At 45.3% G+C, this 22,919-nt stretch carries 24 protein-coding genes and 1 pseudogene; 11 read left to right on the top strand and 14 right to left on the bottom strand.

The window, feature by feature from the left end; genetic code table 11:
- Positions 1-20: 20 nt before the first annotated feature.
- From gcvH to ACQVGS_RS04610, 5 genes are all read right to left on the bottom strand, one after another.
- A complete protein-coding gene (gene gcvH / locus ACQVGS_RS04630) occupies positions 21-404 on the bottom strand; it encodes a glycine cleavage system protein GcvH (RefSeq protein ID WP_010331800.1) in 384 nt (127 codons plus the stop codon).
- A 66-nt stretch (positions 405-470) separates the two neighbouring features.
- Positions 471-827 (bottom strand): arsenate reductase family protein, encoded by a 357-nt coding sequence (locus ACQVGS_RS04625; RefSeq protein ID WP_024122775.1) that lies wholly within the window; start codon positions 825-827, stop codon positions 471-473.
- Positions 828-938: 111 nt separating this feature from the next.
- A complete protein-coding gene (gene fadE, locus ACQVGS_RS04620; protein WP_127696495.1) occupies positions 939-2,723 on the bottom strand; it encodes an acyl-CoA dehydrogenase FadE in 1,785 nt (594 codons plus the stop codon).
- A 14-nt stretch (positions 2,724-2,737) separates the two neighbouring features.
- A complete protein-coding gene (locus ACQVGS_RS04615; RefSeq protein WP_106019525.1) occupies positions 2,738-3,913 on the bottom strand; it encodes an acetyl-CoA C-acetyltransferase in 1,176 nt (391 codons plus the stop codon).
- Positions 3,914-3,923: 10 nt separating this feature from the next.
- Complete coding sequence (locus tag ACQVGS_RS04610; RefSeq protein WP_188323281.1) at positions 3,924-6,293, bottom strand: 3-hydroxyacyl-CoA dehydrogenase/enoyl-CoA hydratase family protein; 2,370 nt, start codon at positions 6,291-6,293, stop codon at positions 3,924-3,926.
- A gap of 175 nt (positions 6,294-6,468) precedes the next feature.
- Here ACQVGS_RS04610 and ACQVGS_RS04605 point away from each other — a divergent pair, with 175 nt between their 5' ends.
- On the top strand, positions 6,469-6,612 hold the full coding sequence (locus ACQVGS_RS04605; RefSeq protein ID WP_010331806.1) for a YuzL family protein: 144 nt from the start codon (positions 6,469-6,471) through the stop codon (positions 6,610-6,612).
- Positions 6,613-6,639: 27 nt separating this feature from the next.
- Here the strand turns inward: ACQVGS_RS04605 and ACQVGS_RS04600 are convergent, their stop codons facing one another.
- Positions 6,640-7,548, bottom strand: a complete 909-nt coding sequence (locus tag ACQVGS_RS04600; protein ID WP_188323283.1) for a proline dehydrogenase family protein — start codon at positions 7,546-7,548, stop codon at positions 6,640-6,642.
- Positions 7,549-7,646: 98 nt separating this feature from the next.
- On the opposite strand from ACQVGS_RS04600, the gene ACQVGS_RS04595 reads away from it, so the two are divergent.
- From ACQVGS_RS04595 to mdtP, 4 genes are all read left to right on the top strand, one after another.
- Positions 7,647-7,892, top strand: a complete 246-nt coding sequence (locus tag ACQVGS_RS04595) for a hypothetical protein (RefSeq protein WP_010331808.1) — start codon at positions 7,647-7,649, stop codon at positions 7,890-7,892.
- A gap of 12 nt (positions 7,893-7,904) precedes the next feature.
- On the top strand, positions 7,905-8,237 hold the full coding sequence (locus tag ACQVGS_RS04590; protein WP_487446333.1) for a spore coat protein: 333 nt from the start codon (positions 7,905-7,907) through the stop codon (positions 8,235-8,237).
- A 173-nt stretch (positions 8,238-8,410) separates the two neighbouring features.
- Entirely contained in the window at positions 8,411-8,857 is a 447-nt protein-coding gene (locus tag ACQVGS_RS04585) for a MarR family transcriptional regulator (RefSeq protein ID WP_024122780.1), read from the top strand.
- Positions 8,858-8,882: 25 nt separating this feature from the next.
- Entirely contained in the window at positions 8,883-10,496 is a 1,614-nt protein-coding gene (gene mdtP, locus ACQVGS_RS04580) for a multidrug efflux MFS transporter MdtP (protein WP_106019528.1), read from the top strand.
- Positions 10,497-10,530: 34 nt separating this feature from the next.
- Here mdtP and ACQVGS_RS04575 read toward each other — a convergent pair whose 3' ends face one another.
- Positions 10,531-10,914: a tautomerase family protein gene (locus tag ACQVGS_RS04575; protein WP_101859977.1), complete on the bottom strand. Its 384-nt coding sequence runs from the start codon at positions 10,912-10,914 to the stop codon at positions 10,531-10,533.
- A 20-nt stretch (positions 10,915-10,934) separates the two neighbouring features.
- Complete coding sequence (locus ACQVGS_RS04570; protein ID WP_151174501.1) at positions 10,935-11,675, bottom strand: SDR family NAD(P)-dependent oxidoreductase; 741 nt, start codon at positions 11,673-11,675, stop codon at positions 10,935-10,937.
- Between the two features lie 142 nt (positions 11,676-11,817).
- Between ACQVGS_RS04570 and ACQVGS_RS04565 the strand changes: the two genes are divergently transcribed.
- Positions 11,818-12,684 carry a LysR family transcriptional regulator gene (locus ACQVGS_RS04565; RefSeq protein WP_127696491.1) on the top strand — a complete coding sequence of 289 codons (867 nt, stop codon included), beginning with the start codon at positions 11,818-11,820 and terminating at the stop codon, positions 12,682-12,684.
- A gap of 44 nt (positions 12,685-12,728) precedes the next feature.
- Here the strand turns inward: ACQVGS_RS04565 and ACQVGS_RS04560 are convergent.
- From ACQVGS_RS04560 to ACQVGS_RS04545, 4 genes and pseudogenes are all read right to left on the bottom strand, one after another.
- Positions 12,729-13,017: pseudogene (locus ACQVGS_RS04560) on the bottom strand (YusU family protein).
- A 27-nt stretch (positions 13,018-13,044) separates the two neighbouring features.
- Positions 13,045-13,872 (bottom strand): ABC transporter ATP-binding protein, encoded by an 828-nt coding sequence (locus tag ACQVGS_RS04555; protein ID WP_095714037.1) that lies wholly within the window; start codon positions 13,870-13,872, stop codon positions 13,045-13,047.
- 214 nt (positions 13,873-14,086) lie between these two features.
- Positions 14,087-14,524 (bottom strand): YusW family protein, encoded by a 438-nt coding sequence (locus ACQVGS_RS04550; RefSeq protein WP_095714038.1) that lies wholly within the window; start codon positions 14,522-14,524, stop codon positions 14,087-14,089.
- A gap of 108 nt (positions 14,525-14,632) precedes the next feature.
- A complete protein-coding gene (locus ACQVGS_RS04545; protein ID WP_263463683.1) occupies positions 14,633-16,417 on the bottom strand; it encodes a M3 family oligoendopeptidase in 1,785 nt (594 codons plus the stop codon).
- Positions 16,418-16,552: 135 nt separating this feature from the next.
- On the opposite strand from ACQVGS_RS04545, the gene ACQVGS_RS04540 reads away from it, so the two are divergent.
- Both ACQVGS_RS04540 and mrgA read left to right on the top strand, forming a co-directional pair.
- Positions 16,553-17,407 carry an oxidoreductase gene (locus ACQVGS_RS04540; RefSeq protein ID WP_283912578.1) on the top strand — a complete coding sequence of 285 codons (855 nt, stop codon included), beginning with the start codon at positions 16,553-16,555 and terminating at the stop codon, positions 17,405-17,407.
- 77 nt (positions 17,408-17,484) lie between these two features.
- Complete coding sequence (mrgA, locus tag ACQVGS_RS04535; RefSeq protein WP_024122790.1) at positions 17,485-17,946, top strand: Dps family protein; 462 nt, start codon at positions 17,485-17,487, stop codon at positions 17,944-17,946.
- A 40-nt stretch (positions 17,947-17,986) separates the two neighbouring features.
- On the opposite strand, the gene ACQVGS_RS04530 is transcribed toward mrgA, so the two are convergent.
- The gene (locus ACQVGS_RS04530; protein ID WP_487446334.1) at positions 17,987-19,363 is read right to left on the bottom strand and encodes a S1C family serine protease; all 1,377 of its coding nucleotides are present in this window, start codon (positions 19,361-19,363) and stop codon (positions 17,987-17,989) included.
- A 275-nt stretch (positions 19,364-19,638) separates the two neighbouring features.
- Here ACQVGS_RS04530 and cssR point away from each other — a divergent pair, with 275 nt between their 5' ends.
- Together cssR and cssS are read left to right on the top strand one after the other, a co-directional pair.
- Positions 19,639-20,316 (top strand): two-component system response regulator CssR, encoded by a 678-nt coding sequence (gene cssR / locus ACQVGS_RS04525; protein ID WP_024122792.1) that lies wholly within the window; start codon positions 19,639-19,641, stop codon positions 20,314-20,316.
- Positions 20,313-21,668 (top strand): two-component system sensor histidine kinase CssS, encoded by a 1,356-nt coding sequence (gene cssS, locus ACQVGS_RS04520; protein ID WP_105953859.1) that lies wholly within the window; start codon positions 20,313-20,315, stop codon positions 21,666-21,668. The genes cssR and cssS overlap by 4 nt, the downstream gene beginning before the upstream one ends.
- Positions 21,669-21,695: 27 nt before the next feature.
- Here the strand turns inward: cssS and spxO are convergent, their stop codons facing one another.
- A complete protein-coding gene (gene spxO / locus ACQVGS_RS04515; RefSeq protein ID WP_003221681.1) occupies positions 21,696-21,860 on the bottom strand; it encodes an anti-adapter protein SpxO in 165 nt (54 codons plus the stop codon).
- Positions 21,861-22,028: 168 nt separating this feature from the next.
- Between spxO and ACQVGS_RS04510 the strand changes: the two genes are divergently transcribed.
- The gene (locus ACQVGS_RS04510) at positions 22,029-22,904 is read left to right on the top strand and encodes a TetR/AcrR family transcriptional regulator (protein ID WP_106019535.1); all 876 of its coding nucleotides are present in this window, start codon (positions 22,029-22,031) and stop codon (positions 22,902-22,904) included.
- The last annotated feature ends 15 nt before the right edge of the window (positions 22,905-22,919 follow it).

Genomic DNA, 22,919 nt, shown 5'->3' with positions numbered 1-22,919 from the left:
GCCTGCTCAGCTATCCGGTTTTAGTCTTGCTGTGTCATCTCTTCGTATTGCTCTGCTGTCATTAGTTTTTCAATTTCAGACGCATCAGACGGTTCAACGACGATCATCCATGCTTTTTCATACGGAGATTCGTTGACGAACTCCGGGCTGTCATCAAGATCTTCGTTTACTTCCACTACAGTTCCGTTAATCGGTGCGTAAAGCTCAGATACCGTTTTTACGGATTCTACACTTCCGAAAGGCTCGTCCGCTTTAATTTCAGCGCCGACTTCAGGAAGCTCAACAAACACGATATCTCCGAGCTCGGATTGGGCAAAATGGGTAATGCCGATTTTGGCTTTTTCTCCTTCAACTTTTACCCACTCGTGTTCTTCTGAGTAACGCAAATCTTTAGGTATGCTCAATTGAATCCCTCCATTTTTTACAGCACTACAATAAGAAGATACCACACTTTTCGAAAAAAATTTACATCATGACCAGTTTTCTTCAAATTGATCTTCTTTAAAGCCGACTGTCACTTTTTCGCCGTCTGTTGTGAGCGGGCGCTTGATCAGCATTCCGTCTGAAGCCAGCAGTTCAAGCTGTTCGTCTTCTGACATATGATACAGTTTTTCCTTCAGATTCAGTTCACGGTATTTCATGCCGCTTGTGTTGAAGAATTTCTTTAAATCCAGCCCGCTTTTTTCATAAAGCGATTTTAGCTCCTCTTTGCTTGGAGGCTGTTCTGCAATATGTATTTCGTTGATTTCTTTTCCGTGTTCTTCAAGCCATTTTTTCGCTTTGCGGCACGTTCCGCATTTAGGGTACCAGTAAAAAGTTAACGACATCTTCTTCCCCCTCAATAAAATAATCGAGGTTATTTTAACACAGTTTGTTTTAAAAACCTAAAACAGTGCTTCATAAAAAAAGAGCTCCGGATGAGCGGAGCTCCTTGGGACTCAGACAATATATTTTTCTGCCTCGAACACACCCGCTGCCGCTTCACGTTTTTTCCGAATGACATTTTTAGGCGTCACGCGTGTCAGCTTGCGGAGAGCCGAGAGCATCATACGGAGAGAATCCCCTTCTTCCATTGCTAGTAAAGATTCTTTCGCATGGGCTTCAATTTCGTTAAAGGCTTCTTGAACGAAAATTTCTGTGTACAGCAGCTTTTGCGCTGCTTTATCGCTTCCTTGCGCGGCAATGGCCTTTTCCGTTCTGAGCACGGCTGATTCCATTGCATATACATTGCTGACAATATCAGCAATGTTTACGAGGATTTCTTGTTCGCGGTCGATCGCTTTTCCGTATTTTTGCGCGGCAAGGCCCGCGGCGAACAGGGCGATTTTTTTGGCTTGCTTGACGATATATTTCTCTTGCTCTAATACGCCGGTGCCCGGCTCCTCAGGCATAAGCATCATGAGTTCTTCTTGAAGCGCCTGTGCCTTTTCAAAAAGAGGCAGCTCGCCTTTCATCGCTTTCTTCAGAAACGTGCTTGGCACGATTAACCGGTTAATTTCATTTGTTCCTTCGAAAATCCGGTTGATCCTGGAATCCCGATAGGCTCTTTCCACCTCATACTCCTGCATAAATCCGTAGCCGCCGTGGATTTGCACGCCTTCATCGACAATATAATCAAGCGTTTCAGAGCCAAACACCTTGTTGAGAGAGCATTCAATGGCGTATTCGGCAATGGACTTCGCAATTTGTCTTCCGTCCTTTAGGTCTTCAGCTGTAAACTGGCTCATATTGTCTTCAAACAGTCCGACAGTTCTGTACACAGAGCTTTCCATCGCATACAGTCTTGATGCCATCGTCGCGATTTTTTCCTGGGTCAGCGAAAAGCCTGCGATCGGCGTTTTAAATTGGCGGCGCTGATTTGCGTAAGCTGCAGACAGCTCGATCACCCGTTTGGACGCGCCGATCGTTCCTACTGCCAGCTTGTAGCGGCCGATATTTAAAATATTAAAAGCGATGACATGCCCTTTGCCGATTTCTCCAAGAAGGTTTTCCTTCGGCACCTCAGCCTGATCCAAAATAAGGGTTCTCGTCGATGACCCTTTAATTCCCATTTTCTTTTCTTCAGGTCCGGTTGATACGCCCCGAAAATCTTTTTCTACAATAAAAGCGGAAAACTTTTCGCCGTCCACTTTGGCGTAAACGACAAAGACATCGGCAAAAGCTGAGTTGGTAATCCACTGTTTTTCTCCGGTTAATACGTAATGCGTTCCAGCTTCATTCAGCACCGCTGTCGTTTTTGCGCCTAACGCATCAGATCCGGAACCCGGCTCAGTCAGTGCGTACGCAGCGATCTTTTCCCCAGAAGCCAGATCAGGGAGATATTTTTTCTTTTGCTCTTCCGTTCCGAAGAATACGATCGGCAAGGAACCGATGCCGACATGTGCACCGTAAGAAAGTGAAAAGCTTCCCGCACGCGAAAATTTTTCAGTGATCAGCGCCGAGCTGATTTTATCAAGGCCCAGCCCGCCGTATTCCTCGGGAACATCGGCTCCGAGAAGCCCTAGTTCTCCCGCTTTCTTCAAAAGCCGGACGGAATGTTCAAATTGATGGTTCTCAATTTCATCTATATGCGGCAGAACGTCCTGCTCAATGTAATCCTCCGTTGTTTTCGCAATCATTTTATGCTCGTCGGTGAAATCCTCCGGTGTATACATCTGATCATATGTGACATCCTCGATTAAGAAGCCGCCGCCTTTTAGTACTTCAGCCGTTTTTTTCGTCATTTGTTTTTCCCCCTTTAGCATAATTCAAATACGCCGGCTGCTCCCATCCCGCCGCCGATACACATTGTGACGACTCCAAATTGCTCGTTTCTCCGTTTCATTTCATGAATCAGTGAGAGTGTCAGCTTTGTGCCCGTACATCCAAGCGGGTGCCCGAGTGCGATAGCGCCCCCGTTGACATTCACTTTCTCCTCATCAATCCCCAGCTCCCTGATGACTTGGATGGCTTGTGATGCAAACGCTTCGTTCAGTTCGAACAGCCCGATGTCCTGCAATTGAAGCCCGGCAAGCTTCAGTGCGCGCGGAATGGCTTCCACGGGCCCGATGCCCATGACTTCCGGCGGCACCCCGCCAACTGCAAAGGAACGGAATTTGACAAGCGGCGCCAAACCAAGCGCATCCGCTTTTTCGCGATCCATCAGCATGACAGCCGCCGCCCCGTCACTTGTTTGCGAGGAATTTCCGGCAGTGACTGTCCCGTCAACGGAAAAGGCCGGGCGTAATGTGCTTAAAATGTCTGTGGTCGTTTGCGGGCGGACACCTTCATCCTGAGAAAAAACAGTATGTTTTACCTGCGGCTTATGGTTTTCGCCGATTTCTGTCACCTTGACTTCGACAGGGACAATTTCATCTTTAAATTTCCCCTCTGCAAGGGCTTTGGCAGCTTTCTGGTGGCTGCGCACGGCAAAAGCATCCTGATCTTCACGGGAAACGCCGTATTTTTTCGCAACCTGTTCTGCTGTGTGTCCCATGCTCATGTAATACTCCGGCGCTTTCTCGGCTAATGCGAGGTTCGGACGGGTCACATGCCCCATCATCGGAACCTGTGACATAGATTCCGCTCCGCCTGCAATGGCCGTATCGTAGGCGCCAAGCATAATTTTTTCTGCCGCATATGCGATGGACTGAAGACCTGAGGAACAGTAGCGGTTGACCGTAATCGCCGGCACCGTATATGGCAGACCCGCAAGCGCGCCGATATTTCTCGCCATATTGAGCCCCTGTTCTGCTTCAGGTGTTGCACAGCCAATAATTAAATCGTCAATATTGCCCTCATAGCCGCCTGCTCGTTTCAGCGTTTCTTTCACGCAAATGGCTCCCAAATCATCCGGGCGAACGGTGGCCAATGAACCTTTTTTCGCTTTCCCTACCGGTGTTCTTGCTCCTGCCACAATAACTGCCTCTTTCATAAACTCCCTCCTAGTTCCGTAAAGGTTTGCCTTTCACCAGCATATGCTGCATTCTCGCTTGAGATTTCGCCTCGCCTGCCAGACTTAAAAACGCTTCTCTCTCAATTTCCAATAAATACTCTTCATCCACCTCTGTTCCGAACGGCACTTTTCCGCCGGCAATCACAAAAGCGAGCTTTTTAGCGATTTTCATATCATGCTCAGATAGGTAGCCGGACAGCTTCATTTGCTCTGCACCGAGCAGAAGCGCGGCATAACCTGTTTCCCCCGCCACCTTGACCTTTTCTTTTACAGGCGGCCGCCAGCCGGTATCGTATAAAGAGGCGGCTAACTGCTTTGCATCGTACAGGAGGTGATCCTGGTTAGTGCTGATACGGTCAGCCTCTTTTAAAATGTTCAGTTCCCGAGCCTCTTGGGCGGAAGTTGACACCTTAGCCATTGCGATCGTTTCAAATGTTTTCATGGCCGCATTCATCGGATCAAGACCGCGGCGAAGATGATTGATGTACAGCTCTTTATTGCCCCCTCCGCCAGGGATAAGGCCGACTCCTGATTCTACAAGTCCCATATAGGCTTCGCTTGCCGCTTGTATTCGTGCAGCAGGGAGACACACTTCCGTCCCTCCGCCGAGCGTCATGCCAAATGGAGCTGCAACAACAGGTTTCGCACTGTATTTGATGTTCATCATTGTCTCTTGAAAACGCCGTATCACCAAATCAACTTCCATAAAGTTGTCATCCTGTACTTCCATTAAGATCATGGCAAGATTGGCGCCCACGCAGAAATTTTTTCCTTGATTGCCGATGACAAGCCCTTTGTAATTCCGCTCTGTTTCTTCCAATGCTTTGTTGATCATTTGAATGATGTCGAGCCCGATGGCATTGCTTTTCGAGTGAAATTCCAGAAGCGCTACATCGTCACCAAGATCGATCAAGCTCGCTCCGCTGTTTTTCGCAATGACGCCGTTTGTTTCTTTAACTGACTGTAAATGGATTCGTTTCTTGTTTTCTTTTACAGCTCTGTATTCGCCGCTTTCGTAATAAAGCACTGTTCCGTTTTCTCTGATGTAGAAGGTCTCATTCCCTTTGTCCAGCATATCTTTTATCCAGCCGGGAATCTCCGCTCCAAGCTGTTCAAGCTTTTCCGCCGACTGTCTGACACCGATTGCGTCCCAGATTTCGAATGGCCCCAGTTCCCAGCCGAATCCCCATTTCATGGCTTGGTCAATTGCATGAATATCGTCGGCGATTTCTCCGAGAAGCTGGGCTGAGTAAAGCAGCGTTTGCGACGTGACATTCCACAGCAGCTGGCCAGCCCTGTCTTCTGAATAAATAAGCGCTTTCATTTTAGCTTTTGTCCCTTTAGCTTGCTTTGCCGCTTCAAGAGCCGGCGTTTTCATCTTTGACCGTTCTCCGTAAGTAAGCGTCATCGGATCAAGCTCATAAATCGTTTTTCCTTCTTTTTTATAAAAGCCTTGACCGGATTTGCTTCCGATCCAGCCTTTTTGCAGCATGTTATTCATGAAGTCAGGCAGGCGAAATACTTCTTTTTCGTCTCCCTCTGCTTTGTCATACACGTTTCGGGCAACGTGGGCAAAAGTGTCGAGGCCGACAACATCCAGCGTTCTGAAGGTTGCGCTTTTCGGTCTTCCGATCAGCGGGCCTGTGATGGAATCGACTTCTCCGACCTGATAGCCGCCTTTCAGCATTTCTTGAACCGTAATGAGAAGTCCGTATGTCCCGATTCGGTTTGCGATAAAATTTGGTGTGTCCTTAGCTGTGACCACGCCTTTGCCGAGGACATTTTCACCGAAGGATGTCATAAACGCCAGGATGTCAGGATCAGTCTCCTTAATCGGAATGATCTCCAGCAGCTTTAAATATCGCGCCGGGTTAAAAAAATGCGTTCCGAGAAAATGAGCTTTAAAATCTTCAGACCTGCCTTCAGCCATCGCCTGCACTGAGATGCCGGACGTGTTGCTCGAGACGATGCTGCCCGGTTTCCGATGCTCATCCACGAGAGAGAAAATCTTCTTTTTGACCTCAAGATTTTCGACAACGACCTCAATAATCCAATCAGCTTCCTTCAGCTTCTCGACATCATCTTCTAAATTGCCGGGAGTAATATAAGCGGTGTTTTGTGCTGACGTAAGAGGGGCGGGCTTTTGTTTCAGCAGCTTTTTCACCGCAGATCTGCTCAGCCTGCTGCGCACCTCCGGACTTTCCTTCGTCAGCCCCTTTTTCTCCTCTTCCTTTGTTAAATCGTTCGGCACAATATCAAGCAGCAGGACCGGAATTCCGTTGTTAGCCAAATGCGCAGCAATACCGGAACCCATAACCCCCGATCCTAAAACGGCTGCTTTTTGAATGTGTTTGTGCATGAGACATCCCCCTTGAACGTTGAATGAATAATCATTCATTTTTTGGTCAAAAAAAATGGAAACTCGTTTCTTCTTTCATCATAAAAGATTTTTGTTTCGACTTCAATAGCTAATTTGTTATTTTTTTGTATGAAGCAGATAGAAGACGGGAAACTTAAACCCGGAGGTGAAGGGAATGGTGCGAGAGAAAAAGAACCCGTCTTCAGCAGCAGTAAGCGCGGCGAGCGTGAAAGGAGATGCCGGTCCGACACAGCATTACGGCGGCGGAAAACGGACAAGCCAAAATCAGCAGTATAAGAAACACAACATGGAACAATAACAATGCAGCTGCGGTTCGCGGCTGCTTTCACTTTTTGAAAATCCCTTTTAACACAAAAGCCGCATTTGCGGGTCTTTCGGCGATTCTTCTCATAAAGTAGCTAAACCAGTCGGTTCCATACGGGACATATACACGCATCTTGTACCCTTCCTTCACGAGTTCCTTCTGCCGCTCCGGCCTAATCCCGTAAAGCATTTGAAACTCGAATTGTGACAGCGGGATTTGATGCTCGGCAACGAGTTTCTTCGTAAACGCAATAATGTCATCATCATGTGTAGCGACGGCAGTATAGTTCCCGCTCAGCAGATGAAGTTTAATCAAGCTCTGAAAGTGAAGGTCTGTTCCTTTTTTATCAGGGAATGCAACGGCCGCAGATTCCTTGTAAGCGCCTTTGACAAGTCTGAGATTCGGCTTCAGATCGTGCAGCTTTCGGATATCTTCTGCAGCCCGGTAAAGATACGCCTGTATCACCGTACCCAGCATGTCAAATTCCTGCTTGCACTGCCTGTAGATGGCAAGCGTCTGTTCATAATGTGAGTAGTCCTCCATATCAATCGTCACAGCCACGTCATTTTCCTTCGCAGCAGATAAAATGTCACGCAAATGTGAAACGGTCAGCTCTTCTGAAATATCGAGCCCCAGTGACGTCAGCTTAAGGGAAAGCTCGGAATCTAACCGGTGTTCGGCAATCGCTTGAATCGCCTTCTTGCATTCCTCTGCGACTCGACTCGCTTCTTTTTGTGTAGCCGCATACTCGCCTAAATAATCAATGGTTGTGCACAAACCGGATCGATTCAGCTTTTTAATGGTCCGAACAGCCGATTCAATCGTGTCCCCCGCGACAAATCTCCGCGCCCCCAGCCGTGATCCGTATGCTTTGGCAAGTTTAGTGAGCGTTTTATTTTGTGATAAGAATAAAAATATATGTCTCAACATCCAATTCCTCCTGACGATACAGCCTTCTTCAAAACACCTGTATATAACTCCCATACTGAAGGAAACATAAAACGAATAGAACGCAAAGGAGGATTACAATGAACAATCAGCAGCAATCTCAAATGCCGCCCTCTGTCATTTCAACAAAGGATCATTTGTATCTGAATGACATGCTGAACTGGAATCTGCTCGCGATGAAAAAAGCGCATTTTATGGCGCAGCAGTGCCAGGATCAAACATTAAAACAAGAACTAGACCGCGTCGGACATATGCATCACGATCACTATCAAAGAATATTAAAGCACCTGCAGCCAGGACAGCAGCAGTCCGGCTATATCCAATAAGGAGGCGCCAAAATGAATCAGCAAAATCAGAAAATCGGCAACCCGCAAACACCTGTGCCGACTACATCAGAAATGAATGACAGAGATTTCGTCAATGAACTTTTGACAACGGAAAAATACATGACCACTGCGTATTGCACTGCTCTGCATGAGTTCAGCCATGAATCTCTCTATCAGGATATTCAATCCATTTTTGATGAGTCACAAAAAGCGCAAAGAAAACTGTATGATCTCATGTTCCAATACGGATGGTATACTGTTGAAGCAGAAGACGCCCAAAAGCTGCAGCAATCCTATAAAAAGTTCCAGCAAACCATTCAGCAGCAGTCTCCTTATCAGCAATAAAGTTCCATCAATCAGATCCGCAAAAAGGGTATGATGTGCTTTACTGGCATCTATCCTTTTTTTGTGTGTAAAATCAGTTGACTTTTTATTAACGCTTATTTATATTTAATAAGCATTAACTATTTCAATACATTAAATATAAACACGGATTATATTAAAGAGGAGAAATGAAGATGAAGAGTGCGGATCAGTTAATGTCTGATATTCAATTATCGCTTCAGGCGCTCTTTCAAAAGATACAGCCTGAAATGCTGGATAGCATGGAGAAACAGGGGATTACCCCCGCGCAGCTGTTTGTGCTCGCAAGCTTAAAAAAGAATGGCAGCCTTAAAATTTCTGAAATTGCCGAACGGATGGAGGTCAAGCCAAGCGCGGTAACGTTAATGGCAGACCGCCTTGAACAAAAAAATCTGATCGTCAGAAAACACAATACCCAAGACAGGCGAGTCATTAATATCAGCCTTACCGATGAAGGAGACAGAAAGTTCGAGGACGTTTTGGCGGGCAGAAAAGCCATAATGGCACGATACCTTTCCTACCTGACCGAAGAGGAACTGCTGCAGGCAGCGCATATGACGAAAAAGCTGGCACAAGCCGCTGCCGAAACCAATGAAAAGTAAAATAGGAAAAGAGGAAACGGATGAAATGAGTAATGAAGGAAAACAATCAAAACGGACTTTATTAATAACAGGCTTAATCATTGCCATGTTTTTCTCAGCCCTTGACGGTACCATTGTCGGAACTGCCATGCCGAAAATCGTCGGAGATCTTGGCGGTTTGAGCATGATGACCTGGCTGACTACGGCGTATTTGTTAACATCAACAACGGTCGTGCCGATTGCCGGTAAATTAGCGGACTTATTGGGGCGCCGGATCGTCTATGTATCAGGGTTGCTTATTTTTATGGCTGCTTCAGCTCTGTGCGGAATGGCCAACAATATGACAGAATTGATTATTTTCCGCGGTTTGCAGGGAATTGGCGGAGGTATTATGATGCCGATGGCCATGATTGTCATTGGTGACTTATTTACAGGGAAACAGCGTGCCAAATTCCAAGGGGTCTTTGGAGCCATTTACGGGCTTGCCTCTGTTATCGGGCCGCAAATCGGCGGCTGGATCGTTGATTCATTAAACTGGAAATGGGTTTTTTACATTAACCTTCCTGTTGGAATTATCGCAGTTATTTTTATTGCCAGAGGATTGCAGGGCCGTAAGCAGACCGGTCCGATCAACTTTGATATCGCCGGTATTTTCACAATGATTGTCGGGGTTGTCAGCCTTCTTCTCGCCCTAAGCTTCGGCGGGAAAGATTACGCATGGGGTTCATGGCAGATTCTCGGCTTGTTCGCGCTCGCACTGATCGGAATTGTGAGCTTTATTATTGTTGAATCGAAAGCGAAAGAACCGATCCTTCCAATGTATCTATTTAAAAATAGAACATTTACGTTTTTGAACCTGATCGGCTTTTTTATGAGTATCGGAATGTTTGGCGCGATTACGTTTGTTCCTTTCTTTATGCAGGGAATTGTCGGTGTAAGCGCATCTGAATCAGGCACCATTATGACACCGATGATGATCTCAATGATCATCACAAGCATTATCGGCGGCCAGCTTGTTTACAAAATAGGAATTAAACCGCAAATCATAACAGGCATGCTGATTATGGCTGGCGGATTCCTTCTGTTAACCACTTTGGATTTAGACACGAGCAAACTTGTCGCAACATCCTATATGGCCATTATCGGTCTTGGAATGGGTCTTGTTATGCCGATTCTGACGCTGGCTTTACAGGAAAGCTTTTCGAAAGAGGAGCTTGGGGTCGTCACCTCTTCCAGCCAATTCTTCCGTTCTATCGGGGGCACATTCGGCATTACCATGCTGGGCGCTGTAATGAATGCCAGATCCGGAAGCTTGCTGACTGATAAACTGGTTCCATATTTAGACTCGCTCCCGGCACAGGCAAACGCCTTTGCATCTCAATTAAAGGGCATGATTGACACAAATCCGCAAGGGCTGCTGCAATCACTGTTCAGCCCGGACGCAATTAAACAAATCCCTGCGGCTTTCTCATCCCATATTATGCCGATATTAAAAACATCGTTGATGGATTCGCTCCACAGCGTGTTTTATACAGGCCTGATCTTTATCGCAGTCGGAGCTGTATTTACCTTATTCTTAAAGCCTATTAAGCTTTCGAATAAGAAAACGGATGAACAAAAGGAAAAAGCGGCACAAGCCGTTGAATCCCCTTCTCATTAATAGAGCGCCCCGCGGACATAACCGCGGGGCTTTTTTATTCGATCATCTGGGCCCTTCCGTTTCCGAAGGACCAATCCTCATCCTGATTTCCGGCCAGTATGATAAACACATCTTCTTTTCTTACACTGAGCTCCGAATGAATCCGGCTTGCCACTGAATGGTAAAACGATTTTTTCTGTTCTGTTGTTCTTGAATCTTTCAATGTAAATTGGATGTAAATCAGTTCATCTGTACGCTCTACCTGTAAATAAGACGGATCATAAAAAAATTCGCTTTTTTGGTATTGCCGGATCACTTGAAAGTAATCATCAGCCGGTACATTGATTTCTTCGATCATAGACTGGTGAATGGCTCTGCTCAGTTTTTGAAGCCATTCTTTGCTTCTCCCCGCTCGTAAATGAATCTGTACAAATGGCATCTCTCACGCCGCTCCTTTCTTTACATCGTCTGGCCGCTGTCAATCGTGATGATTTGTCCTGTCAGGGATTCCTGTTCAAGCACGGAACAAATCAGCCGTGCCACATCACTCGCTTCAGCAATTCGCTGCAACAGCAAAGTGCCGCTCATGTTTTTCATTTTTTCTTCACGCCCCGCCCACCATCTTGTCGCGACAGCTCCGGGTGCGACACCGCACACTCTGATTTCTGGCGCCAAAGCGTGTGCCAATGATTTTGTCAGGCCGTGCACCGCTGCTTTTGACACAGCGTAAGGCATAGAAGAGCCCGCCCCGGTTGACCCCGCGATACTGCCGATATTAACGATCGCCCCAGCCTTGCTTTTTTTCATGAAAGGAGCCGCTGCTCTCGCGCAAAAAAACATTCCTTTGACATTGACTGCATACAACTCGTCCCATACGTCCTCTGTCGCGGCGTCGAGATCACTCATTGGAATATGCCGTGTAATACTTGCGTTGTTGATTAAAACGTCAATCGTGCCGTATTGCTTTACTATCGCTTGAACCATGTCCTGCACTTCACTGTTTTTGGACACATCGGCTTGGATAGCAACGGCCTGCCCGCCCTCGCTTTTGATGATTTCTGCTGTTTCCTCCGCCTGAGCTTGCGAGCGTGAATAATTCACCGCAACAATCGCTCCGCGTTTCGCTAATTCAATGCATGCTGCTCTTCCTATTCCCGTGCCGCCCCCAGTGACGAGAGCTGTTTTGTTTTTAAGATCCATTGCCGCCACTCCTTGTTGTTTGTATATATTTTGAAATCTAAACTGCTGATTCTATTGTAATGGAGGTTTGGTGTTACGTATAATGATTGTTAAAGATACTCGATATCATTTAGATTGATATCAAAAGAACGGGGGATTCAACATGGAAAGCGGAGATCTGCGTGTGTTTCAAATGGTAGCCCGTGAAGGCACAATTACGAAAGCCGCACTGCTGCTTGGTTACGTGCAGTCAAATGTGACGGCCAGAATTCAGCAATTGGAAGCTGAGCTCGGCACCACCCTTTTTTTGCGCCATAATCGAGGGATGATACTCTCTTCTAGCGGAAAGCTTCTGCTGGATTATACGGATAAAATTATCGGGCTGCTGGATGAGGCGTCCCAAGCGCTCTCTTCCTCAACTGAGCCGAGCGGACAGCTGATGATCGGTTCCACTCAGACAGCCGCCGCAGTCAGGCTCCCAAAACTGCTTGCTTCGTATTATGAAGAGTATCCAAACGTACAGCTGTCTTTAACAACAGGGCATACACAATTTTTAATCGATAAAGTTCTTCGGTATGAACTCGATGGAGCGTTTATCGGCTGTGAATGCAATCATCCTGAGCTTCAGTCCTTCCCCGCATTTGAGGAGGAGCCCGTAGTCGTGTCCGCTTCTTCTGTGTCCTGTGCAGAAGAAGCGATCACAAAGCCGATTCTCGTTTACAGCACAGGCTGTTCGTACCGAGATACCCTTGAAAAATGGCTGCACTCCGTCGGCGTCACACAGCCGGTGATTATGGAGTTCGGCACACTTGAAGCGATTATAGGCGGGGTAACAGCGGGCCTTGGCATCTCATTGCTGCCGCGGACTGTTGTACAAAAACACGAGTCTGAAGGTTCGATCCGATTGTACACGCTCCCTGAACCTCTCAGACAGATGAAAACGGAGTTTATTTTCCGGAAGGATTCGTTTATCAGCAGCGCGCTGCGCACCTTTATGGATTCCTTCGCACCAAATGAAACAGCCACATAACAAAAAGCAGTCTGCCGTTCATGAGCGGCAGACTGCTTTTTAGCCTATTCTTTGTTTCGATGCTCTTCGTTTAACTGTTTGATATGCTGTATGATGTCTTTCATGCCCTGCTTTGCGTCAGGATATGTAGTATTCCAATGCTTAGCGAGCGGAGGCATGCTTTTGGCGATATGCGTGTACAAGATCCACTGCTTCACGTCTTCTTTTAGCTCATTGTTTGATTCACCAAGCAGAAGCTCAGTATATTTCTCCAACAATCCATCCAGCTGTTCTTGCAGTTTTTGTTCCATTTATACATCTTCCTTTCAAAAAAACAGCAAGGAGCTTTCTCATTGATGAAAGCTCCTTTAGCCGTGTTATTTATCCATGTGATGTGAAAGCCGCTTCCCGGACAATGCATCTGCCCCGGCCATGAGGAATGCAAAGAGGCGTTCCGAACAGCGGGTCCTGTGTGACCTGACAGTTCATAGAAAACACATTTTGCACCAGATCACAAGTAATGACCTCTTCCGGACGGCCTTCAGCGTAAATCTGTTTATCTTTAATAGCCACAAGGTGATGTGCGTAGCGGCACGCTAAATTCAAATCATGGAGCACCATGACGATCGTCCGCTGTTCCTTCTCATTCAGCTCAAACAGCAAATCAAGAATTTCTATTTGATGCGTCATATCCAAATACGTTGTCGGTTCATCCAGAAGTATAATATCCGTTTCCTGGGCAAGCGTCATCGCAATCCAAGCCCGCTGGCGCTGCCCGCCTGATAAGGAATCGACGGCGCGGTCAGCCATCTCTTCCAGCTTTGTGGCTTTAAGCGCTCTCTCAACAGCTGCCTCATCCTCTTTTGACCACTGTTTCAGCCAGTTTTGATAAGGATATCTTCCCTGCTTGACAAGCTGATGCACCGTCAGTCCCTCCGGAGCAGAAGGCCCCTGCGGCAGGATGGCAAGCTCCTTTGCGACTTCCTTTGTCGGAAGCTTGGCGATCGCTCTTCCTTCCAATAGCACAGAACCGCCTCTCGGCTTCATCAGCCGCGCCAACGAACGTAAAAGTGTCGATTTTCCGCAGCCGTTGCTGCCGATAAATACGGTAATTTCACCTTTTGGAATCGTTAAATTCAGTTCATCAATAATAACGGCATCCCCGTACCCTAAGCTCAGCGTTTCTGTAGAAATTGCACTCATACCCATAACCGCTCCTTTTTGCTGGCTTTTTAGCAGCTCTATGTATCGCACGTTTTATATAGACATGCATGTAAGTAAATTGTCATCAATGCAAGTGATACAATATTCAGTCTCTGATATGGTCATATACCCTCATTGTAGCAGAAAACAGTGACTTTGAAAATCATTTTCAATTAGTTTTCTGGTCAAAAATGGCGGTTATGGGTTTTTCAGCACATGATTATTTTTTAATTTCTCTGACAGCGCCGTTCTTAAGCTTCAGTTTTAAGTCGATATGATCATAGTGGCTGTCAAGGTTAAAAGCCGCCAGCACACTGTGAATCACTTCCTTTTCAGCCATTTGATCTGTCACGGATAGCTCGCTCAGAATCATTTTCATCTCATCCAGCGCTTCTTCTCCCTCTTGATTGATGCCTGAGAGCTTATCTTGTATTTCTGCTGTTTCATGAGTTCCGTTTTTTTCGTATATCCCTTCATAGCGATTATGCTCACCGTCACCATAGCTGACGCGAAGCGAGAAATTGCTGTAAGGAACAGATTTCATATGAGTAACTGCCGTATTTTCTCCTTCTGCTTGCTGCTGTTCTTCATTGAGACGGCAGCCCGCAATCAGAACAACTGCGAGACAAACGGCCCCCGCCGCTCTGATCAAATGCATAATGGTTCCCCCCTGTAGAATTCCATTTCTTTTAGGTATGTCCAAGGGATGGAATCCTCATTCAGAGAAAAGAGCAGAAAAAGCCGGGCTTCAGCGCCCGGCTTTCCTTTATGATTCAGTCATTTGCAAAAAGGCTTCGGCGTCCTGCACTGCCAGCTTGATGGCATTTTCCCAAAAGTCTCTCTTCGTGATGTCTGCGCCTAAATGCTTCATCGCTAAATCTTCTACGGTCATGGATGCCGTATCACGCAATAGCGCTATATATTTCTCTTCAAACGTGTTTTTTTCTTCAAGCGCCAGAGCGTAAATACCGAGAGAAAACAGATAGCCGAACGTATAAGGGTAATTATAAAACGGCACTCTCGTAATATGAAAGTGGAGCTTTGACGCCCAGAATAGCGGATGATACTCGCCTAAAGCGCCGCAGAACGCTTCTTTTTGCGCTTCTTCCATCAGCTCGTTTAAACGGTCCGCCGGCACAATTCCCCGCTTTCGTTCCTCGTAAAATCTCGTTTCAAATAAAAACCTCGCATGGATATTCATAAAGAAAGCAACGCTTCTTTGCACTTTATCCTCCAGAAGCACAAGCTTTTCTTCCTTTGTTTCCGCCTGATTGACAGTCGCGTCTGCCACAATCATTTCCGCAAAAGTTGAGGCAGTTTCCGCTACGTTCATGGCGTAGGATCGATTTAACGGCCTTACATTGAGCATCGATTCCTGATGAAAGGCATGCCCGAGTTCATGGGCAAGCGTTGAAACGTTCGAGGCACTGCCGGAAAACGTCATGAAGATACGGGATTCCCCGCTGTCCGGAAAGCTCGTGCAAAAGCCGCCGACTCTTTTTCCGCTTCTGTCCTCGGCTTCAATCCAGCGGTCACGGAACGCCTTTTCTGTAAAAGCGGACAACTTTCGGCCGAACGTAGAAAATTGGCTGACAATTAAGTTTGCGGCTTCATCGTATGAATATTCCTTCCCGGCAGACCCAATCGGTGCCTCAACGTCATACCAATTGAGCTTTTCGAGTCCAAGCATGGATGCTTTCCGGTTGAGAAACTGAACGAACGGCTGCTTATTTTCAGTAATGACCTGCCACATCGTATCCAGCGTTTCTTTTTTCATCCGGTTGATTTGCAGCGGCTCCTTCAGAACGTCCTCCCATCCTCTCGCTTTGTAGGTTTCCAGCCGGAACCCCGCCAAATGATTCAGCGTGCTGCTGAAAATATCCTGTTCCCGCTCCCAAGCTTGATTGGTGCGTTCAAAAACGGTTTTTCTGACATCACGGTCCTGAGAAGACATCATGTTTTCCGCCTGTCCGACAGATAATTGTTTTTCCTCAAACGGAATGGTCATTTTTCCGACAACGATATGATATAAATCATCCCAGGCATGATAACCGTCAACCGCAAGGCTTCCAATCAGTTTTTCTTTGTCTGGGCTGAGCTTTTCCGCAACCCGTTCTCTTCTTTCATTTAATATGTATGATACCTCTCGCAGTCCAGGTGTTTTGAGCAATTCTTCCCACACGCCTTGATCAATCTCCACAAGTTTATGATCCAATGTGACAAGGGAAGACTGAAAATCTGCGACTAGCTGATGCATGAATGATTTATGTTCATTCGCTTTCTGATCGCTAATGTTCTGTGCCTGAAGACAAGAGACAAAAGCACCGGCCTGCTGCAGCTTTACCGAATTTTGTTCAAATGCATCAAGCAATGCGGTCAGCCTTCCAGCATCATTAGATGTTTCTGGCGCCTCAAATGCATCTGTCATGTCTTGAAATGCACGCAGGCTTTGTGACAGCTGTTCAATATATCCCTTGAATTCTTCTGACTGGCTCCCGCCTTTAAAAAACGAGTCCAGATCCCATGTTTTGTTTACCCCTTGCAATCCCATGCCTCAAAACCCCTTTACTTATTTGATTTTATTATAGAACAATTCTGAATTATAGTATAAAAATTTCTTTTATAGGCGTCATTCTCTGTGCATCATTGTACAATAGCTGTAGCGCCGAACAGGAGGATATGGAAAATGAATAAAAAAATAGCTATCGTTACAGGAGCGTCTAGCGGTTTCGGTCTGCTGGCAGCAGTCAAACTGGCTCAGTCATTTTTCGTCATTGCCACAGCAAGGCAGCCCGAGAAAGCGGAACAGCTGCGCGGTTTAGCAGCAAAACATCATGTAGCTGACTCCATTCACATCACCGCTCTCGATGTCACTGATGAACACTCGATCGAAGCCTTTGGAAAAACCATAAGTGCGTATGCCCCAATTGATTTACTCGTCAACAATGCGGGGACAGCTTACGGAGGATTTATCGAGGATGTGCCGATGGAGCATTTCAGAAAGCAATTTGAAACGAACGTTTTCGGATTAATCAATGTCACAAAAACCGTCCTTCCTTACATACGAAAGCATAGCGGGGCAAAGATTATAAACGTAAGCAGTATCAGCGGTTTAACCGGATTTCCCGCATTGTCGCCTTACGCCTCTTCCAAGTATGCATTGGAGGGGTTTTCAGAAAGCCTGCGTCTGGAGCTGCTTCCTTTCTGCATTGAAACCGCTCTGATCGAGCCAGGCTCATACAAAACATCGATCTGGTCAACATCGTTATCGAATCACATGACTGTGCCGGCTGACGATTCAGCTTATCATCAATACTATAAAAAGATCCTTTCTTATGTTGAAAAAAATGCCGATGAAAGCGGAGATCCCCAAGAGGTTGCCGACCTCATTTATCAATTAGCGATGAAACAGCGTTTAAAGAAATTGCGTTATCCGATCGGAAAAGGCGTCAAGCTCACCCTGTTATTCCGAGCGCTTTTTCCTTGGTCCGCATGGGAGTCTATCCTGAAGAAAAAACTATTCAGTCGATCTAAATTATAATTATTATAATTTAGTATTGATTTTTAATTAATACGTGGTATAATTAAATTAACAGATCACAAGGAGGACGTAAGATTATGAAAACCGAAAACGCAAAAACAAACCTGACATTAGTTGAGAATTCAATGAACACCCAATTATCAAACTGGTTTCTTCTATACTCCAAGCTGCACCGTTTTCATTGGTATGTAAAAGGACCTCACTTCTTTACATTGCATGAAAAATTTGAAGAACTGTATGACCACGCGGCGGAAACTGTGGATACGATTGCTGAGCGCCTGCTGGCTATCGGAGGACAGCCTGTTGCCACTTTGAAAGAATACACTGAGCAAGCATCTATCACAGACGGCGGAAACGAAACGTCAGCTTCAGAAATGGTCCAAGCTTTGGTGAACGACTACAAACAAATCAGCAGCGAGTCTAAATTCGTCATCGGCCTTGCGGAAGAAAATCAAGACAATGCGACAGCAGACTTGTTTGTCGGATTAATCGATGAAGTCGAAAAACAAGTGTGGATGCTTTCCTCTTATTTAGGCTAAAAAAAGCTGAACCCTCTTCGGGTTCAGCTTTTTTTGCTATTTAGCTGCTGAGGCTTTCTGTCTGCTTGGTCAGTGTCACGTTCAGGTTTTTCGTTTTTCCGTTTCGTATCACTTGAATTGTTGTTTTATCTCCGACTTTTAAATCTTTATATAGGATTTGACGGATATCCGCACTGCTTTGGATATCTTTGCCGTTTAATTTGACAATCACATCCTCAGATTTCATTCCTGCTTTAGCCGCCGGTGAATTGGATTGAACTTCTTTGACGTAGACACCTTTGCTCAATTGATCGCCAAACAGGCCAAGTGTGTTTTCCTGGTACGTTTCAGGAACTTGTGACATATCAATCATTTGCACGCCTAAGAATGGACGTTCCACTTTTCCGTTTTCAAGAAGCTGGTCAACAATTGGCTCTACATCGTTGCTTGGAATCGCAAAACCGAGTGACTCAACCCCGTTTTCACTTACTTTCAAACTGTTGATACCGATCACTTGGCCGTTTGAATTGATTAACGGGCCGCCGCTGTTCCCCGGATTGATTGCCGCGTCTGTTTGCAGCACATTCATCTCAACCGTACCTTGAGTCGTATCGACATCAATCGTCCGATTAAGTCCGCTGATGATCCCTTGTGTCACTGTTCCGGAGAACTGCTGGCCGAGCGGGTTACCGATGGCGATGACTTTTTCACCTGTGCGCAGCTGCGAAGAGTCACCGAAACTCGCCACTTTTTTGACGTTCTTGCCGCTGATTTCCAAAACAGCCAAATCTGTAATTGTATCGCTTCCCACAAGCTTGGCTGTCTCCGTTTTACCATTGTACAGAGTAACAGTCAGCTTATTCGCTCCTTCCACCACGTGGTTGTTTGTAATGATATATGCTTTGTTATTGTCTTTTTTGAAAATGACCCCTGACCCCGTTCCGCTTTCACTTTCTGAGCCGGAGCTGCCTTCTGTGCCGAATGTGTTATTTTGAGAGGTTTGGATATTTGAGATTCCGACAATTGTCGGCTCTAAGTCCTCTACCATATCAGCCACGTTGGTCGCGTTTGTCACAGGTGTCGTTGTAAAGTTGTCTGATTGCACCTGTTTATTTGCGGAAGCCGTCTCGGTCGTCTGATTATGGTCAGACGGCAAATAAGGCGCGATGCCGAGCATCAGTCCGCCGCCGATGATCCCGCCTAAAATCGGGCTCAGCCATGCGGCTCTCCGCTTCTTCTCTTTTTTTACAGCTGTTTCTTTCTTCTCCATTTCTAAAGCGGAAGCCGTTTCTTTTCGTCCCGCTTCATCAGAATGAAGCGGATCAAGCAATTCTTGTTCAGGATGCTCAATCAGCTTCCGGTTTTCTGTTTTCATTTTTTCTGTATGTGAAGGTTCTGTGTGTTGTTCTCCGTTCTGGTCATCACGTCTGTAATCCATATGCATACACTCCTTATTCGGTTTTCGTTTATCGTTACATATTCATCGCATGTACAAGTTCAATTGTCCCAATAATGAGGAGAAAAGCAAAGCACCAAAATAGAATATGTTTGATCATCCTACATCTTCCCCGCTCTTTTCTTTTCCTTTCTTCCCTTATACACATCATAAACAAACATTGTGGGATAAAAATGAAAAGAATATGTGAAATTATGAAAATTGCCTGCCGTATGTTAAAACTAGTTTATAATGACGTTGAAAGGATGTGAAGAGCCTTGTCATATACCATTTATCTAGTTGAGGATGAGGATAATCTGAATGAATTGCTGACGAAGTATTTAGAGAATGAGGGCTGGAACATTACATCTTTTACGAAAGGCGAAGACGCCAGAAAAAAAATGACGCCGTCTCCCCACCTGTGGATTCTCGATATCATGCTGCCGGATACTGACGGCTATACATTAATAAAAGAAATCAAAGAGAAAGACCCTGACGTGCCGGTCATTTTTATTTCCGCACGAGACGCCGATATTGACAGAGTGCTTGGGTTAGAGCTTGGAAGCAATGACTATATTTCAAAACCATTTCTCCCGCGGGAACTGATTATACGTGTGCAAAAACTATTGCAGCTTGTCTATAAGGAAGCGCCGGCCGCACAAAAAAACGAAACCGTCGTCTCCTCCTATCGGGTCGCGGAAGACGCCCGTGAGGTCTATGATGAAAACGGCAATTTGATTAATTTAACGTCGAAGGAATTTGATCTCCTCCTCTTATTTATCCATCATAAAGGACATCCATATTCCCGTGAGGATATTCTCGTCAAGGTATGGGGACATGATTACTTTGGAACTGACCGCGTTGTTGATGATCTTGTCCGGAGGCTGCGTAAAAAGATGCCTGAACTCAAAGTGGAGACCATTTACGGGTTTGGCTACAGGATGATGACATCATGAAAAACAAGCCGCTCTCGTTTCAAATATGGGTTGTTATCTCCGGCATCCTGTTAGCCATATCGATTTTATTGCTTGTTTTATTTTCAAACACGCTGCGTGATTTTTTCACCAATGAAACGTACACCACCATTGAAAATGAACAGCATGTTCTGACTGAGTACCGCCTGCCTGGTTCAATCGAAAGGCGCTATTACAGTGAGGAAGCCACGGCGCCGACGACCGTGCGCTCTGTACAGCACGTGCTTCTGCCCGAAAATGAAGCGGCTTCGTCAGACAAGGATTTACGAATCCTGTCGTCTGATTTTATCCATAAGGTATACCAGCTGGCTGATAAACAGGAAGCCAAAAAGAAACGATACAGCGCTGAAATTAATGGCGAAAAAGTGTTTTTTGTCATTAAGAAGGGACTTTCCGTCAACGGGCAATCCGCCATGATGCTGTCCTATGCACTTGATTCTTATCGGGACGATCTGGCCTTCACCCTGTTCAAACAGCTGCTGTTTATTATAGCGGTTGTCATTTTATTAAGCTGGATTCCGGCGATTTGGCTTGCGAAATATTTATCAAGGCCTCTCGTTTCGTTTGAAAAGCACGTCAAACGGATTTCAGAACAGGATTGGGATGATCCTGTCATAGTGGATCGGAAAGATGAAATCGGCAAATTGGGCCATACCATCGAAGAGATGCGCCAAAAGCTCGTGCAAAAGGATGAAACAGAAAGAACCCTTTTACAAAATATTTCTCACGATTTAAAAACGCCGGTTATGGTGATCAGGGGATATACCCAGTCCATCAAAGATGGGATTTTTCCTAAAGGAGATCTTGAAAATACAGTAGATGTCATTGAAGGCGAAGCCCTTAAGCTGGAGAAAAAAATAAAAGATTTATTATATTTAACAAAGCTCGATTACTTATCTAAGCAAAAAGTACAACATGAAACATTCAGTATTATGGAAGTGACAGAAGAAGTCATTGAAAGACTGAAATGGGCGCGAAAAGAATTATCATGGGGAATTGATGTAGAAGAAGACATTCTCATGCCTGGTGATCCCGAGCAATGGAACAAGCTTCTGGAGAACATACTGGAAAATCAAATCCGCTATGCCGCAACAAAGATTGAAATCATCATGAAACAAGATGATCGGAATATCTTTATCACCATTAAAAATGACGGACCGCATATTGAAGATGAGATGCTTTCCAGCCTTTATGAGCCTTTTAATAAAGGGAAGAAAGGCGAATTCGGCATTGGGCTCAGCATCGTAAAACGTATTTTAACTCTTCATAAGGCGTCTATCTCAATTGAAAATGACAAAACGGGTGTAACATACCGCATAGCAGTGCCAAAATAGACTGTAGATGTTTTTGCAGTCTATTTTTTATGTGAAAGAATAGCCGTTAAAATCTCTGTAATTTGTTTTGAGCGGCTGTTTGCATTGATGAACCCATTTTTTCTCTGACAACGTCTGCTTCGGATATTTGACTTTTTCCACTTTAATTCCTCTGTTTCGCAAGCGGCTGATCATTTCGTCCAATTCTCTCATTTCAGATTCACCCTTTCGCTTGAGCTTTGACCGTTCGGTCATCTCAATTTATAATATAAATAATACATGATAAAAAAACAAGTTACAATAAGGTTAAATTTATAACGTACGGTATGACTATATGGTCATATCCTATGTAGGCCTCAGGCTCCGAAAGGGTGGAACCATTTGAAGGAAAAAGAGAAGCTGATTATTGAAACAGCCATTAAACTGTTTGCCCAAAAAGGATATAACTCAACATCGGTTCAGGAAATTGCCAAAGCATGCAAAATTTCTAAAGGCGCTTTTTATATTTATTTTCCTTCTAAAGAAGCGCTGCTATTGTCTATGCTGAATTACTATTATGATAAAACGTTTACCCGTATTTTAAATATTAAAACGAAAGGCGACAGCCCCAGAACAGCTTACCGCAAGCAGCTTACCGTGTTCTATGAAAACATCCTTGAACACAAAGACTTTATTACAATGCAGATGAAGGAAGGTTCTCTGCCTTATACGGATGAAGTAGAGCAATGCGCGAAAAAAATCCGCCAGACTTCCCTTCAATTTCACATTGACAGTCTGTTAAACATATATGGAGAGAAAGCTGAACCTTATACAGCGGAGCTTTGTTTTCTAATAGAAGGAATCAGCCAGATTTACCTGGAATGCATGATTTTGCTCGGGTATACTGTGAAGCCGGATCAATTAGCAGATATCGTTATTAACCGAATTGATGATATGGTCAAAGGCATGTCTGAACGAAACGATGAGCCTTTCATTACATTAGAAGAAGCAAGCTCTTTATTCGGGCCCCTGTCTCACGGACGGCCTGACCCGCTGACTGAATCGATTGTGAAAAGCCTTCGTGAAAAAATAAAAAACTTGAATACAAACTCCTCTTTTGAATTATCGGAGAGCTTGGACATACTTGAAGCAGAAATGAAGAAAAAAACACCGAAGCTGGTGATCATAAAAGGAATGATCCATAATCTGATGGAGTCGGAAGCTCTCGCAGAGGATGCCGAGCAGCTTACATATCTCTTGAAACAGCAATATATTTAGAAGAACGGCTGCTTT

It is taken from the genome of Bacillus sp. SD127, assembly GCF_058566445.1.
This window is presented reverse-complemented; position numbering and strand designations above follow the sequence as displayed.